This is a genomic window from Phenylobacterium sp., from assembly GCF_030679875.1.
Lineage (GTDB): Bacteria > Pseudomonadota > Alphaproteobacteria > Caulobacterales > Caulobacteraceae > Phenylobacterium.
The window spans coordinates 245,929-260,757 of record NZ_JAUXSP010000021.1 but is presented as its reverse complement, the minus strand read 5'-3'; the positions used below and the strand labels follow the sequence as shown (position 1 = coordinate 260,757).

Below are 14,829 nucleotides of genomic sequence, written 5' to 3'. Positions count from 1 at the left end.
AAGCCGGGCGGGAGACCCTGGAGATCAGTGATTTCCGGGGGCCCCGCCTTTGCGCAGTCTCGTCGCCGCCGTCGAGCGTATTGACCCACTTTGCGTTTCCGGCCGTGTAGCCGCCGTCAACGGGCTTCTCATCGAGGCTCGCGGCGGCGTCACGCGGCTGGCGATCGGCGCACGGGCCGAGATCGAGCGATTGGGCGCTCCGCCGCTGCCCGCCGAAGTGGTCGGATTTCGTGACGCCCGCGCCCTTTTGATGCCCTTCGGGGCCGTTGAAGGCGTCGCGCCTGGGGCCGAAATCCGTATTGAGCCCGGCGGCTCTGCGGTGCGTCCCACGAAGGCCTGGCTGGGCCGAATCATCGACGCTTTCGGAGAGCCCATCGACGGGAAGGGGCCGCTGCCGCAGGGTCTGGCGGCCTATCCCCTGCGTGCGCCGCCGCCGCCGGCCCATGCCCGTGACCGGGTCGGCGCCCGCCTGGACCTGGGCGTCCGGGCGATGAACGTCTTCACCACCTGCTGCCGGGGTCAGCGCCTGGGGGTCTTCGCCGGTTCCGGCGTGGGCAAGTCGGTGCTGCTGTCCATGCTGGCCCGCAACGCCGACTGCGACGCCGTCGTCGTGGGTCTGATCGGCGAGCGGGGCCGGGAGGTCCGGGAGTTCATCGAGGAGACCCTTGGCGAGGAGGGCCTGCGTCGGGCCATCGTGGTGGTCGCCACCTCGGATGAGCCAGCCCTGAAGCGTCGCCAGGCCGCCTATATGACCCTGGCCATCGCCGAGTTCATGCGTGACCAGGACCTGGAAGTCCTCTGCCTGATGGACTCCGTCACCCGCTTCGCCATGGCCCAGCGGGAGATCGGCCTGGCCGCTGGCGAGCCGCCGACCACCAAGGGTTACACCCCGACCGTCTTCACCGAACTGCCCAAGCTGTTGGAGCGGGCCGGCCCAGGCCCCATCCGTCCCGACGGCACAAGGGCGGGGCCCATCACGGGCCTGTTCACCGTGCTGGTGGACGGAGATGATCACAACGAGCCGATCGCCGATGCGGTCCGCGGGATCCTGGACGGCCACATCGTCATGGAGCGGGCCATCGCCGAGCGCGGCCGCTTCCCAGCCATCAATGTGCTCAAGTCGATCAGCCGGACCATGCCCGGCTGCCATCAGCCCCACGAGCGCCAGATCGTCACCGCCGCCCGCCAGGCGCTCTCAGCCTACGCCAATATGGAGGAGCTGATCCGTATCGGCGCCTACCGGCCGGGCTCTGACCCGCAGGTGGACCAGGCCATCGCCTTGAACCCCGCCCTGGAAGGGTTCCTCAGCCAGGACCAGGATGAGGCGACGAGTCTCGAGGACTCGTTTGGCGCCCTGGCCCACATCCTTGAAGGCGTCGCCGCATGAGCTGGGCCAAGTCTCTCGTGAAACTCTCCACCTATGAGGTGGAGGTGCTGCAGAAGCGCATGGCTGAGATCAACCAGCGTCGCACCGATATCGAGATGCGGTTGCTGATGCTGGAAGCCGAGGGGGAGGCCGAGGCGCAGAACGCCCGGTCGAACGCCGATGCCGGTTGGTACCACATTGGCTTCCTCGACGGCCTGCGGGCCAGGCGAGCAGTCCTGTTTGAGCAGCTGAAGGCCCTGGCCCTGGAGGAACAGGGGGCGAGGGACGCTTTGAACGGCGCCTTTGAAGAGCAGAAGAAGTACGAGCAGGTGGCCGAGGAGATTCGGTTGACCCAGCTGCGCGAACTGGCCCGACGGGATGCCGCGGCCATGGACGAAATGGGCCTGCGCCGGGCCGCCGCCGGCCGCCGATGAGCCTGCCGACCTCCCTGTACGGCCTCAGCCGTCGGAGCTTGCTGGGCTCGGCCCTGGCGCTGGGCGCCTGCCAGCCCGCGGCTCAGTCGCAGACGCCGACGGTGAGTCTCCCGCCGCTCAGGTCCATCGCGCCTTTTCCGGTCGGGACAGCTGTTCAGGCTGTTCACCTGACCGATCCCAACCTAGCCCGGTTGATCGCCGCCCAGGCCTCCCAGCTCACGCCGGAGTGGGAGATGAAGATGGAGTACATCGTCCGCGACGATGGGACCTTCCGCTTCGAGGCGCCGGACGCCATCGCCGCCTTCGCCCGAACCCATGGCCTTGGCCTGTTTGGCCATACCCTTGTCTGGTACGCCCAGACCTCTCCGGCCTTCGAGCGTCTGGACGAAGGCCGGGTGAGCTTCGCCGGGGCCTATCGAAACTACATCCATGCCGTGGTCGGACGCTATCGGGGTCAGGCGGTCGGCTGGGACGTGGTCAATGAGGCGGTGGCCGAGGACGGAGAGGGCTGGCGCGACAGCCTGTGGAGCCAGAGGCTGGGCGCCTTTGATCACATGGTGCTGGCCTTCCAGAACGCCCGGGAGGCCGACCCGGCGGCCAAGCTGTTCCTCAACGACTACAATCTCGAATGGATTCCCAAGAAGCGGGCCACCTTCCTGCGGTTGGTGGAGCGGCTGCTGGCGGCCGGGGCGCCGATTGATGGGGTTGGCACCCAGACCCATGTGGCCGCCGATCAGGCGCCTGGGGAGATCGCCCGCACCATCGCTGAGCTGGGCCAGTTTGGCTTGCAGGTGCATGTGTCGGAATTTGATGTGTCCCTGAGCCGGGCCAAGGGCCTGCGCCTGAACCGCCTCGAACTGGAACGCCAGCAGGCGGGGGTCTATGCGGAGGCCGCCGAGGCTTTCATGGCCCTGCCGTCCCGGCAGAGGTTCGCCTTCAGCTTCTGGGGCCTGCGCGACAGCGAGTCATGGCTGAAACGCGAAGACGCCGGCGATACGCCGCTGCCCTTCGACGACCAGGGCCGGCCAAAGGCCGCCGCCGTCGCCTGGGCCGCCCAGGTCGGCTAAAAAGTTCAGTGCTGTGGCGGCGCCGGGCGCGGCGCCTGTGGACGCGGTGGGTTCAGCCGCTCAGCGTCGGCCTGCTGACGCAGCACGTGCAGATCATCGCTCAGGCGGAAGATCGCCACATAGAACTCGCAGAATGAACGCCACAGAAGGATCAGGGCGCCGACCACCAGGAGGCCCGCCACCAGGACGGGGATGGCCAGCATAAGGCCCATTACGCTTTCTTCGCGCAGGGCCACGCCCACCGCCGCGCCAATGGTCCCGAAGGCGCCGAGTGCGATCACCCCAAGGCCCGCCCAATAGATCAGGTGGATCACAGAGTTCGTCATGAGCCGGTCGAACGTCAGGAGGTCCCAGAACAGGGAGGCCCCGGCGCCGCGCTTTGGTTTGGATCTGCTGGCCATTCGTCATCCAACGCTTCAGGGACCAGGAGGGCGTCCCGCGCGCCAAACCGCTATCAGCCGCAAGCGTTCCGGGCAACTTTGGAAAAGCTGCGCCTTGCCCTCGACGACCTAGATCGTGCCCAGAGTCTTCAGCCGGGCGCGGGGATGGACCTCGTTCTGGCTCATCACTGGGGTCTGGCCGCGGAAGCGCTCGATGATGGAGCGGACATAGGGGCGGATGGCCGGGCTGGTGAGAAGGACGGGGGTCTCGCCGCCCAGGGCGGCGCGCTCGAAGACCTCGCGCACCCCACGGATGAAGTCCTGGAGCCGCGAGGGCGCCAGGGCGAGCTGCTTTTCTTCCCCAGGCCCGATCAGAGCTTCGCTGAAGGCGTTCTCCCACTCGGCCGAGAGGGTGACGATGGGCAGGGCGCCGTCGTCCCCGCGATAGGCGTAGGAAAGCTGGCGGGCCAGCCGGCCGCGTACCTGTTCCACCAGCATCGCCACCGAAGCCGTGTGTGGGGCGGCCTCGCCGATTCCTTCCAGGATCGCCGGCAGGTCGCGGATCGAGACGCGTTCGCGCAGCAGGGCCTGCAGAACCCGCTGAACCGTGGTGGCGGTGACGATGGACGGGATGAGGTCGTCGACCAGCTTTTTCTGCTCAGTCGGCAGATCTTTCAGCAGCTTCTGCACCTCGGCGTAGGACAGGAGCTCGGCCATGTTGTCCTTGAGGATCTCGGTCAGGTGCGTGGTCAGCACCGTGGCCGGATCGACGATGGTGTAGCCGCGGAAGGTGGCCTCCTCGCGCAGAGCCTCGTCGATCCAGGTGGCCGGCAGACCAAAGGCGGGCTCGCGCATGTGCTCGCCGGGAATTTCCACCTGGCCGCCGCGGGGGTCCATGGCCATCAGGGCGCCCAGGCGCACCTCGCCCTCGCCGGCGTCCAGCTCCTTGATCCGGATGCAGTAGCCCTGGGAGGGCAGGCGCATATTGTCGAGGATACGGACCGAGGGCATGACGAATCCGTATTCGGCCGCCAGCGTCCTGCGCAGGGCGCGGATCTGGTCGGTGAGCCTGCGGCCCTCCAGGTCGTTGATCAGCGGCAGCAGGCCATAGCCCAGCTCGATCTTGATCTCGTCGATGGCGAGGGTTTCGCTGATCGGCTCTTCCTGGGGCTCGGTCATCTGCTCCATGACGGGCGGAGGCTCAGGCTCCAGGGACTTGCGGCCCCGGTAATAGGCCAGGGCGCCTGCAGCGATCGACACCGCGGCGAAAGGCAGGACCGGCATCCCCGGCACCAGGGCCAGGATGCCTGACGACGCCGCCACCATGCCCAGGCCGACGGGGTTCATGGCCAGCTGGGCCACCAGGGCCTTGTCGGCCGAGCCCTCGACGCCGGCCTTGGACACCAGGAAGCCGGCGGCGATGGAGATGATCAGGGCCGGGATCTGGCTGACCAGACCATCGCCGATGGTCATGATCGTGTAGGAGGCCGCGGCGGCCCCGACGGGCATGCCATGCTGCATCACGCCGATCAGGATACCGCCCAGGATGTTGATGGCGACGATGATCAGGCCGGCGATGGCGTCGCCGCGGACGAATTTCGACGCGCCGTCCATGGCCCCGAAGAAGGTGGATTCCTGCTCCAGCTCCTTGCGGCGGCGCTTGGCTTCCTCGTCCTCGATCAGCCCGGCCGAGAGGTCGGCGTCGATGGCCATCTGCTTGCCGGGCATGGCGTCCAGGGTGAAGCGGGCGGCCACTTCGGCGATCCGTCCCGAACCCTTGCTGATGACCACGAAATTCACGATCACCAGGATGGCGAACACGATCACCCCGATGACGAAATTGCCCCCCATCATCAGGGCGCCGAAGCCCTCGATGATCTTGCCGGCGCCGTCGGTGCCCTCATGACCGTGGGTCAGGATCAGGCGGGTGGAGCCGATATTGAGGCCGAGGCGATAGAGGGTGGTGACCAGCAGCACCGTCGGAAAGGCGCTGAACTCCAGCGGCTTCTTGATCAGCAGCGAGGTCATCAGGATCAGCACCGCGCTGGTGATCGACAGGACCAGCAGGGCGTCCAGCAGGAAGGCTGGAATGGGCAGAATGAGCAGGACAATAATGCTCACCGCCCCGATGGCCAGGGCGACTTCCCCACGGGTGAGCCAGCCCAGAATATCGCGGGCTGTGGGCGCCGGGGCGGCGTTGATCTGGGCCATCAGGTCGTCTCGACTTTCCGATCGGGCCTCAGGCGGCGTGGGCGCCGGCGCCTTGCGGCGCGGGCACCGACACGCCGGCTTCGGTGTATTCCTTCAGCTTGTTGCGCAGGGTGCGGATCGAGATTCCCAGGATGTTGGCCGCATGGGTGCGGTTGCCGGCGCAATGCTCCAGGGTGTCGATGATCAACTGCTGCTCCATCTCGGCCACGGTCTGCCCAACGAAGCTGCGCTGGATCGCTTCGGCCGCGAAGCTGGCGGCCTGGGCGGTCCGGGTCCCGGCGTCGGCGGGCGACAGCGGCTGCCCATCGGGCAGGCGGACGGCCTCCTCGGTGATCTCGTCACCGACAGACAGCAGCACCGCCCGGTGCATGGCGTTTTCCAGCTCGCGGACATTGCCGGGCCAGCGATGGGCGGCCAGCCGCCGGCGGGCTTCTTCGGACAGGGGCTTCTCGGGCACGCCGTTGGCGGCGGCGTATTTCTTCACGAAGAACTCGGCCAGGATAACGATGTCCCCCGGACGCTCCCGAAGCGCGGGCAGGCGCAGATTGACCACGTTCAGGCGATAGAGCAGGTCCTCGCGGAAGGTCCCGTCCTTGACCGCCTGAGCCAGGTCGCGGTTCGAGGTGGCCAGAATGCGGATGTCGACCTTGACGGGCTTGGCGCCGCCGACCCGGTCGATCTCGCGCTCCTGGATGGCGCGCAGCAGCTTGGCTTGCAGGCGGGCGTCCATTTCCGAGATTTCGTCCAGGAGCAGGGTGCCGCCATTGGCTTCTTCGAACTTGCCGATCCGACGGGCGAGCGCGCCGGTAAAGGCGCCTTTCTCATGCCCGAACAGCTCGCTTTCCAGCAGGTTTTCCGGGATGGCCGCGCAGTTGACCGAGATGAACGGCCTGGTCGCCCGGCGGGACTTCTGGTGGACATAGCGGGCCACCACCTCCTTGCCCGAGCCGCTTTCGCCAGTGATCAGGATTGAGGCCTCGGACGCCGCCACCTGATCTGCAAGCTTCAGCACCGTCAGCATGGCGGGATCGCGCACCACCATGGGACGGTTGTCGTCAGAGACCGCGGCCAGGACGGCGGCGATCAAGGCGGCCTCCGGCGGCAGCGGAATGAACTCCTTGGCGCCGGCGCGAATGGCGGCCGCCGCCCGGGCCGGATCGGGGCCGACCCCGCAGGCCACCACCGGCACCCGAATCCTCTCGGCCTCGTTGGCCGCGATCAGGGCGGCGATGTCGAGGTCGTAGTCCACCAGGAGCAGATCGGCTCCCTGTCCCGCGCGCAGGGCGTGGGTGGCGGCCGCGATCGTCTCCACATGACTCACCTTGGCGCCGGCGCTCATCGCCATCTTCACCGCCGCAGAGAGCTGTCCGTCCAGTTTTCCGACGACCAGAAGCCGCATCTTCAAATCTCCTTACGCGCCGCCAATTCAGGCCGCCGTGTCGCCGTCCTTGATGATTTCCGTCATCGTCACACCGAGACGCTCGTCGACGATGACGACCTCTCCCCGGGCGACCAGGCGATTGTTCACATAGATGTCGATGGCCTCGCCGACCTTGCGGTCAAGCTCGAGGACGCTGCCTGAGGACAGCTGCAACAGTTGGGCGACGGACATCTGCGCCCGGCCCAGAACCGCCGAGATGCTGACCGGCACATCAAAGACCGGCGTCAGATCGCTGGCGGCCTTCTCCTCACCCTCGTGGCCGAAGTCGATGGCGGGAAGGTCCCCGGGGCCCAGCTCTTGGAGTTTCAGTTCGTCAGACATGACTTGTTCCTTTCATCCTTCAGGCGTCGCCGCCGGGAATGAGGGGTTCGGCGTGGAGACCTTCAGACGCCAGAGCCGCCTGCAGGGCTTCAGCCACCCTTTGGGCGGCCGCCGCGGGATCGAAACGGGCGGCCCCGTCGCCAAAATCGAGGGCGAAGGCGGCTGGCGCCATGCCCGGATCGCTGCGCACCTGAATCTGTCCGGCGAAGCCAATGGCGTGGGCGGCCTCGGCCAGCATGGGCTCAAGGCCCTCGGCCAGATCGGCCGACACCGTCACCAGCAGGCGTGGCGCGCTTTCAATTTCCCGAGCCAAGGCATCCAGCGCCGCCTGCAGGGGCACCCTTGGAAAGGCGTCCAGGGCGGCGTCGGCGATCGCCTGACCGCAGGCCAGGGACAGCTCTGCCGAGCCGATCCGGTGGGCATGCGCCACTTCGGCGAGCCGGGGCAGGGCGGCCTGGCAGGCCTGGGCGACGTGGGACAGGGCCTGGGCCTGCTGCGCCTCCACCCGGGCCATGGCCGCGCGCTCGCCCTCGGCATAGGCCTCGGCGCGAATGACTTCGACCTCTTCGAGGGGGTAGATGCGCTTCGGCCGCGTCGAGGCCTGGGCCACGCCGCCAGCGTCGTCGAACACGGTGTCGAAATCGAATTTGCGCAGGATGGGCTCGGTCATCAGTAGATCAGCTCATCATCGCCGCCGGCGCCGACCAGCATGATCTCGCCCTTGGCCGCCAGATCCTTGGCCACCTGAACCATCTTCATCTGGGCCTGGTCGACATCCTTCAGACGGACCGGGCCCATGCCTTCCATGTCCTCGCGCATGATTTTCGCCGCGCGCTCGGACATGTTGGAGAAGAACATTTCGCGCAGGGCGTCAGAGGCGCCTTTCAGCGCCAGGCCCAGCTGATCCTTCTCGACGCCACGCAGCAGCGTCTGCACGCCGCCAGGATCAAGCTTCGACAGATCTTCGAAGACGAACATCAAGGCCCGGATGCGCTCGGCGCTTTCGCGGTTGCGCTCCTCCAGGGCGGCCATGAACCGGGACTCGGTCTGCCGATCGAAGGAGTTGAAGATGTCGGCCATCATCTCGTGGCTGTCGCGCTTGGAGGTGCGCGCCAGGTTGGACATGAACTCGGTCCGCAGGGTCTGCTCGATCTTGTCCAGGATTTCCCGCTGCACCGGTTCCATGCGCAGCATGCGGGTGACGCACTCCAGGGCGAAATCTTCGGGCAGGGAGGCCAGAACCCGCGCGGCGTGCTCGCCCTTCACCTTGGACAGGATGACGGCGACGGTCTGCGGGTATTCGTTCTTCAGATAGTTGGCGAGGACGGCCTCGTTCACATTGCCGAGCTTGTCCCACATGGTCCGACCCGCCGGCCCGCGGATCTCCTCCATCAGGGCCTCGACCTTGTCGGGAGGCAGAAAGGCGGTGAGCAGCTTCTGGGTCTGTTCGAAGGAGCCCATGATCGTGCCGGCGCCAGACATGCCCGCAACAAATTCCACCAGCAGGGCCTCGACCACATTGGCCGCCACGGTGCCGAGGCTGGCCATGGCCTGGGAGACCTCCTTGATCTCCTCCTCGTCCAGGCTCTGCCAGATGACTCCGTGATCTTCGCCGAGGGCCAACAGAACCACGGCCGCCTTTTCAGGCCCCGTCAGCTGGCTGACCTCGTTGATAGTCTTGTTGCGGCCGCCGCCGCCGCGCACGCTACCGGTCATGCGGATTCATGCAGCCAGCTGCGGAGGATCGCCACTGACTGTTCCGGGTGAGTGTCGACGAAATCGGCGACGCGCTTCACCGACGAGGCTTTCACCTGGCCTTCGATGCGCGCGATATCGATCTTCTGTTCCAGCGCGTCGGGACTCGGCAGGGCGAGGGGCTGGCCAGTGGCGGGATCGACGGCGATCTGGACAGGCTGGCCATCGGCCGTTGTCGTCACCAGCCGCGTGATGGTCTGGGTCGGACCGGTAAGTTCGCGACCACCGCCGCTGGCGCTTTTAAGCAGGGGGCGGACCACGAAGAAGACGATCAGCAAGGCGACGACTGCCAGGATCGCGAGTTCCACGGCGCGCATGATGTCGTTCTTGTCGAAGTCGGTCAGGGGATTGGAGGACTCGACCCCGCCCATCTCCGCCGGGGCGTCGAAGGGCATGTTGACCACGGTCACCTGATCGCCCCGGGCCTCGTTGAAGCCAACCGCTGTGCGGACCAGTTCCTCGATGCGCGCCATTTCGTCTTCGCTGCGCGGTGCATATTCGCCGGGCGCGCCATTCTCGCCCACCGGGCGGACGCCATCCACGGCCACCGCAACGGACAGACGCTGAACCTTGCCAGGCTCGTTGACCTCGGTGCGGACGGTTTTGGAGATTTCGTAGTTGGTGGTGGATTCCGTGCGGCCGCTGGCCGAACCCATGGCGCCGGCTTCGGCCCCACCCAACCCGCCTGGAATATTGGCGTCGGCGGTGACCATGCCGTTGTTGTTGGGCTCATTCTCGTTGGCGTTTTCCTCGACCGTCTGCTCGGAGCGCACAACCTGACCGTCGGGGTCGTAGGTTTCCTGCTGCACCGTCACCCGGGCCAGATCCAGTTCGGCGGTGACGTTCACTCGCGCCTTGCCAGGCCCCACGACGCTTTCGACCAGGGCTTTGACCGTCTTGGCGATCCGTTGCTCGACCTCATTTTTGCGACCTTCGGCCATCTCGCCGGCGAAGCCTTCGCCGCCTGCGGAGAGGGTCTTGCCGTTCTGGTCGACGACAGTGACCCGGTCCGGGGTCATTCTCGGCACGGCGCCGGCCACCAGGTTCTGAACCGCACGGACCTGTTCGGGGGTAGGGGCGCGCCCGCCGACGCCCATGGTGATGGAGGCTGAGGGCTCCTCGGCGGCGTCCTCAAACAGCTGACGCTTGGGCAGGACCAGATGCACGCGCGCGAAGGTCACCCCGTCCAGGCTGCGAATGGTCCGGGCCAGTTCGCCTTCCAAGGCGCGCTGACGGTTCAGCTGCTGGACGAAGTCCGTCTGGCCCAGGGCGTTGGTGTCGTCGAAGATCTCGTAGCCGACCGAACCTGCGGTTGGCAGGCCCTTTCCGGACAGAAGCAGGCGGGTCGAGGCCACCTGGTCGCGGTTGACCATGATGGTGGAGCCGTCGCCCTTGACCTCATACTTCACCCCAGCCTGTTCGAGGGCCTGGGTGATGGAGCCGGCCTCGCGCATGTCGAGATTGGCGTAGAGCAGGGCCTTGGGCTGGCCGAGGTTCATGGTCAGGGCGACCAGGGCCGCAGCCACGCCGACGCCGATGCCGAGAATAGCGGCAAGCCGGCCGATCCCGAACCTTTGCAAGGCGGCTACAAACTGATTCAAGGCGCGTCGAACCCCAAAACCCTGCGACCGGCGCCCACTTTGGGCCGGCTGCTAGGCAGGATTTACCCAGTCGATGGTAAACGCCGCGTTTAAGACTTGGCCTTAGGCCGCTGAGCGACCAGATCGGCGCCGGGACGTGATGTCGCACCTGGGGCTGAGTTTGTGTCTCGCATCACGCCCCATCCTGGCGATGTTGGAGGTCAGCTGCTCCAGGGGGTCAGGGCGCCCCAATGGAAGAGCACAACGGCGAAGGCGACATAGATCAGGGTTGTGGCTGTAAACCCGACCTTGCGCGCCACCGGCCAGCTGTCCAGGCGACGGCCACCGCGCCAGATGCTCAGCAGAGACGCCAGGGTGATGATGGTCAGGATCGAGGCCACCAGGGCGCAGGCCGAAGCCAGGATCAGCCGGGCCCCTGGCCAGGCATAGACCACCTTGGCTGTATCGGACGCGCCCGTGAGCCATGAGCCGAACAGGCCTAGGGCGAGCAGCCATAGGACGGCCTGGATCGTCTGCACGAGGCTCGCCTGGCTCTGAATCTGGGTCTGCCGCAAGTCCCGGCGATTGCGCAGGGCCAGACCCACGAAGGTGGCGATCGCCGCGATAGAGGTCAGACCAGCCAGCAAGGCCAGGACCGAGGGCCGGCTCCAGAGGCCAACCCGCTGAAAGCGGACATCGTTGTAGGTGCCCTGGAAGGCGGCGGCCTTGCCGCCCGCCAGATCGAACACCAGCCGGTCTGGACCGGTGGTCGAGATGAACCGACCTTCCCCGGGATCACCCTCGGGGATCCAGGTCTGCGCGCCGCCGAGGCGGCTGGTGATCAGGCGGCCATCGCGACTGACCTGGACGCTGACCCCTGACAGGATGAAACCGACGAACCGCTCAAGGCCCACATAGGCCCGGCGCGTCCCGAGATAGTGCCCCTCATACAGCCTGGCGACGCGACCGAGGTCGGGGTCTCCGCCCTGGGGCGGCGGCGCGGCGGGTCCATAGAACTGGGCGACCACCTGGGCCGGCAGCCGGGTGGCCAGTTCGGCGCCGTTCTCGGTGTTGACGCTGATGAAGACGCCGAGATCGAGTTCGGGGGCCACCACCATGTTCGAGCTGAACGACAGGGTGCCTCCAGCGTGGCCATAGCCCTTTCGCCCCCCAGGTAGCGGATAGGCGATGAAGCCGTGCGGCCAGTCGTTGATCCCCGCCTCGTTCGGCCGCAGGGGCGTCCGGAAGGCCCGCGCCGTGGCCGGGCCGAAGATGGAGGGGGGCTGGGCCGGCTGGGCGGTTCCCGTCGCCGATGGCGCGGCCGGCGCGGCGACTCCATAGACCCCGTCATCCAGCAGCACGATCATGAAGCGGGCCATATCCGCGGCCGTCGAGGAGGCCGATCCCGCCGGGGCCAGATGGCCGAGGTATTCGAAGGGGCGGGCCTCGAAGCCCTTGGCCGGCGACCACAGGAAGCCTTCTGAGAGGTTCCGGGCGAGACTTGGGGCCATCGGCGCGGGGATGCCCTCGCGGGGCGGGTGGGGTTCGCGGAATGTGGTGCGGCTCATCCCCAGGGGACCGGTGATCCTCTTTTCCACCAGCTCTTCGAAGGGCTGGCCGGAGACATAGACGAGGGCCTGACCGGCCAGGCCGACCCCATAGTTGGAATAGGTCGGAAACTGCCCAGGCTCACGCACCCGGCGGGGCCGCTCCTGGCGCAGATACTGGGCCATCGGACGCTCGCGATCGAAGTTGCGCTCCATCAGCTGGCCCAGAATGCGGTCTTCGAAGCCGGGAGAATGGTCCAGGAGATGGGCGACCTGGATCGGCTGAGTGAAGCCCTGGTCTCGGATCTGCAGAGCCTCAGGCAGATAGAGGTTGATCGGGGCGTCGATGCGAATGCGCCCAGCCTGGATCTCGTTCATCAGCAGGATCCAGGTGAAGGTCTTGGAGATGGAGCCGATGCGGAACAGGGTCTGGTCGGGATTCACCGGCCGAAGGGGGCTCAGGCTGGCGTGGCCATAGCCCTTCTTGAGAATGATCTGCCCGTTCTGGACTACAGAAACCGTGACGCCCGCGATCCTGTCCTTGGCCATGGCCGAGCCGATCACCCCGTCCAGATAGGCCTCTAGCCGCGCCGGATCGATGGTGGCGGCGCCCGTCGCGGCAAGCGCCGCGGCCCCTGACGCTTCGCCGGGTTGCGCCGGCTGGGCGGGGGCGGCTGGCGCCACGGCTCGGGGCCGCGCGGCCGGTCGGGGCGCCGGCTTGGCCAGGGCTTCATAGGGGACGGGAGCTTCGGGCAGGGCGGGCTGAGCCCGGACCAGGGCCGGTGGGCACAGGGCCGCAACCAGCATCGCCACAGCAAGCTTGGGCAAGAAGCGCATCACCGGAACTCGCTTTGTCTGGAATTTCCCCACGAGCTTCCCTTCTAGGGCGCCGCGCCTGGGCGTCCAAGGCGCTGGATCACCGGGATGGGGGCGCAGAGAAGGTCAGCAGGGGCAGAAGCGGTCGAAGCTGTGGACCAATCCACACCTGCGGCTCAGAGGGTGGGGACAGGCCCTCCGCCTGCTCCCGTTCGCCCACACAGGACACCACGGCGCGACTGAGCGAGATGAAGTCGCCGACCTCATCCAGGGCGCCGAGGAAGCAGGCGTCGAAATAGGGATAAGTGTCAGCCTCTCCGCAGCCGAACGATGTCCGGTCTGGCCGGGCGGCGGTCAGGATCATTCGGTTCGGCTTGGCCAGGGCCGGCACAAAGACCCCTGAGAAGCAGGCGGAGATCACCACCACGGTGGGCTTGGTCCCGCAGCTGCGGTCCAGCATCGCGCCGAGGATGGCGGGCGGCAGGATTTCGTCGTTCACCAGCACGCCCCGGGGGTCCCCATGGGAGGTGAAATAGACCAGGCAGCCCGCCGCGGCCGGCGCCAGGTCGCTGAGGGTTTGGTAGATCGCCCGGGCCGAGGCCTTCTGTGGCCGGGCCCCGCGTTCGGCCTCCGGTCTCACGGAGAACTGCGCGATCTGAGCGGATGCGAGGCCCAGGCCGGTAAACGCCTTGGCGATATCGCGGCGAGCGTTGTCGAAGGCTTCGGTCGGGCCGCCCAAAGACCCCTTGGCGTCGCCGGCCACCACCACGGCGGCCCAGGTTTCGAACGGGGCGGCCAGGGCGGGGCGGGTTGCAAACAGGCCGCAGGCGAGGCCGAGCGCCAGGGCGCAGATCCGAAACCTCAGACCTGCGCGCGGGCGGGGCAAGTCAGCTCTTGTAGGACTTGAACGGGGTCGGCAGGGCCGTTCCCGTCGCCTTGGCCAGGAGCCGGCCGTCGGAATCGTAAAGCTCGCCTTCGGTGAAGGCGATGCTGCGGCCCCATTTCACCACCCGGCCGATCCCCTTGATCTGACCGGGCATGGCCGGCCGCAGGAAGCTGGTCTTCATCTCAAGGGTGGGAGCCACGTGGGTCATGCCTGAGGCGACCATGCAGGCCACGGACATGGCCTCATCCAGCATGGCGCACAGATAGCCGCCCTGGATCTGCTTCATCGGATTGAGCAGCAGCTCAGCCTTGGCGTCGAAGGCGACCTCGACGCTCTTCTCGGCCTGGCTGACAGCCACCATCCTGAAGCCCAGGGTCTGGGAGCCGGTGGGCTGGTTTTTGGTGCGCAGAAAACGGGCCAGGATGGCCTCGTCGGTGAGCGCTTCAGGCTCAGGAGCGGCGACGTCGGTCATGGGCCCTATTTCTTGCGGAACTGGTCAAGCGAAACGACCTTTTCGGCGGGATCCCCCGGGGGCTCGTCTGAGGGGTCGGTGTCCGAGGCGGACTCCCCAGCGCCGACCACCGCCGCTGCGACCCGCGCTGGGCCATCGCTCGCGGCTTCGAACTGCAGCAGGAACTGCACACTGGGATCGTAGAACCGCGACACCGCCGCATAGGGCACCGAGACCCGCTTGGGCTGGCCGCCGAACTTCAAGGTCACCGAGAAGAAGGTCTCGCCGGGCGCCAGGTCCCAGTACTGATGCTGGAGGACGATGGTCATCTCGTCGGGATATTTGGACAGCAGGTCCACAGGGCCCGAGACGCCTGGCGCGTCGGTCTTGAAGGTTACGTAGAAGTGGTGCGCGCCGGGCAAGCCTTCAGGTGAGGCCGCACGCTTCAGGGCGGCCTTCACCACCCCGCGCAGAGCCTCCTGGGCCATCGCCTCGTAGTGCATCTGGTCTTGGGCCGGGGGCTCTTGGGCCATGGGGTCTCCGCCTGCGATCTGCTGGCCGGAGGGTAGCGTTT

The 14,829-nt window shown here is 67.1% G+C and carries 14 protein-coding genes; 3 read left to right on the top strand and 11 right to left on the bottom strand.

Annotation, left to right across the window (positions count from 1 at the left end; all coding sequences use genetic code 11):
- Positions 1-49 precede the first annotated feature (49 nt).
- From fliI to Q8K84_RS14695, 3 genes are read left to right on the top strand one after another with little or no spacing between them, the layout of a single operon-like run.
- Positions 50-1,387 (top strand): flagellar protein export ATPase FliI, encoded by a 1,338-nt coding sequence (fliI, locus tag Q8K84_RS14705; protein ID WP_305283456.1) that lies wholly within the window; start codon positions 50-52, stop codon positions 1,385-1,387.
- Entirely contained in the window at positions 1,384-1,800 is a 417-nt protein-coding gene (locus tag Q8K84_RS14700) for a flagellar FliJ family protein (protein WP_305283455.1), read from the top strand. The genes fliI and Q8K84_RS14700 overlap by 4 nt, the downstream gene beginning before the upstream one ends.
- Positions 1,797-2,867 carry an endo-1,4-beta-xylanase gene (locus Q8K84_RS14695; RefSeq protein WP_305283454.1) on the top strand — a complete coding sequence of 357 codons (1,071 nt, stop codon included), beginning with the start codon at positions 1,797-1,799 and terminating at the stop codon, positions 2,865-2,867. The genes Q8K84_RS14700 and Q8K84_RS14695 overlap by 4 nt, the downstream gene beginning before the upstream one ends.
- Positions 2,868-2,872: 5 nt before the next feature.
- On the opposite strand, the gene Q8K84_RS14690 is transcribed toward Q8K84_RS14695, so the two are convergent.
- From Q8K84_RS14690 to Q8K84_RS14640, 11 genes are all read right to left on the bottom strand, one after another.
- Positions 2,873-3,268: a DUF4282 domain-containing protein gene (locus Q8K84_RS14690; protein ID WP_305283453.1), complete on the bottom strand. Its 396-nt coding sequence runs from the start codon at positions 3,266-3,268 to the stop codon at positions 2,873-2,875.
- Positions 3,269-3,376: 108 nt separating this feature from the next.
- Positions 3,377-5,458 (bottom strand): flagellar biosynthesis protein FlhA, encoded by a 2,082-nt coding sequence (gene flhA, locus Q8K84_RS14685; RefSeq protein ID WP_305283452.1) that lies wholly within the window; start codon positions 5,456-5,458, stop codon positions 3,377-3,379.
- A 28-nt stretch (positions 5,459-5,486) separates the two neighbouring features.
- Complete coding sequence (locus Q8K84_RS14680) at positions 5,487-6,857, bottom strand: sigma-54-dependent Fis family transcriptional regulator (RefSeq protein WP_305283451.1); 1,371 nt, start codon at positions 6,855-6,857, stop codon at positions 5,487-5,489.
- Positions 6,858-6,884: 27 nt separating this feature from the next.
- Positions 6,885-7,220, bottom strand: coding sequence for a flagellar motor switch protein FliN (gene fliN / locus Q8K84_RS14675; RefSeq protein ID WP_305283450.1), 336 nt, complete (start codon positions 7,218-7,220; stop codon positions 6,885-6,887).
- Positions 7,221-7,239: 19 nt separating this feature from the next.
- Entirely contained in the window at positions 7,240-7,890 is a 651-nt protein-coding gene (locus Q8K84_RS14670) for a flagellar assembly protein FliH (RefSeq protein ID WP_305283449.1), read from the bottom strand.
- Positions 7,890-8,936 (bottom strand): flagellar motor switch protein FliG, encoded by a 1,047-nt coding sequence (fliG, locus tag Q8K84_RS14665; RefSeq protein ID WP_305283447.1) that lies wholly within the window; start codon positions 8,934-8,936, stop codon positions 7,890-7,892. Before fliG ends, Q8K84_RS14670 begins: the two co-directional genes overlap by 1 nt.
- On the bottom strand, positions 8,933-10,576 hold the full coding sequence (gene fliF / locus Q8K84_RS14660; protein WP_305283446.1) for a flagellar basal-body MS-ring/collar protein FliF: 1,644 nt from the start codon (positions 10,574-10,576) through the stop codon (positions 8,933-8,935). The genes fliG and fliF overlap by 4 nt, the downstream gene beginning before the upstream one ends.
- A gap of 200 nt (positions 10,577-10,776) precedes the next feature.
- The gene (locus Q8K84_RS14655) at positions 10,777-12,939 is read right to left on the bottom strand and encodes a serine hydrolase (RefSeq protein WP_305283445.1); all 2,163 of its coding nucleotides are present in this window, start codon (positions 12,937-12,939) and stop codon (positions 10,777-10,779) included.
- Positions 12,940-13,018: 79 nt separating this feature from the next.
- Positions 13,019-13,804, bottom strand: a complete 786-nt coding sequence (locus Q8K84_RS14650; RefSeq protein WP_305283444.1) for a C13 family peptidase — start codon at positions 13,802-13,804, stop codon at positions 13,019-13,021.
- Position 13,805: 1 nt separating this feature from the next.
- Positions 13,806-14,276 carry a PaaI family thioesterase gene (locus Q8K84_RS14645; RefSeq protein ID WP_305283443.1) on the bottom strand — a complete coding sequence of 157 codons (471 nt, stop codon included), beginning with the start codon at positions 14,274-14,276 and terminating at the stop codon, positions 13,806-13,808.
- Between the two features lie 5 nt (positions 14,277-14,281).
- On the bottom strand, positions 14,282-14,788 hold the full coding sequence (locus Q8K84_RS14640) for an SspB family protein (protein ID WP_305283442.1): 507 nt from the start codon (positions 14,786-14,788) through the stop codon (positions 14,282-14,284).
- Between the last annotated feature and the right edge of the window lie 41 nt (positions 14,789-14,829).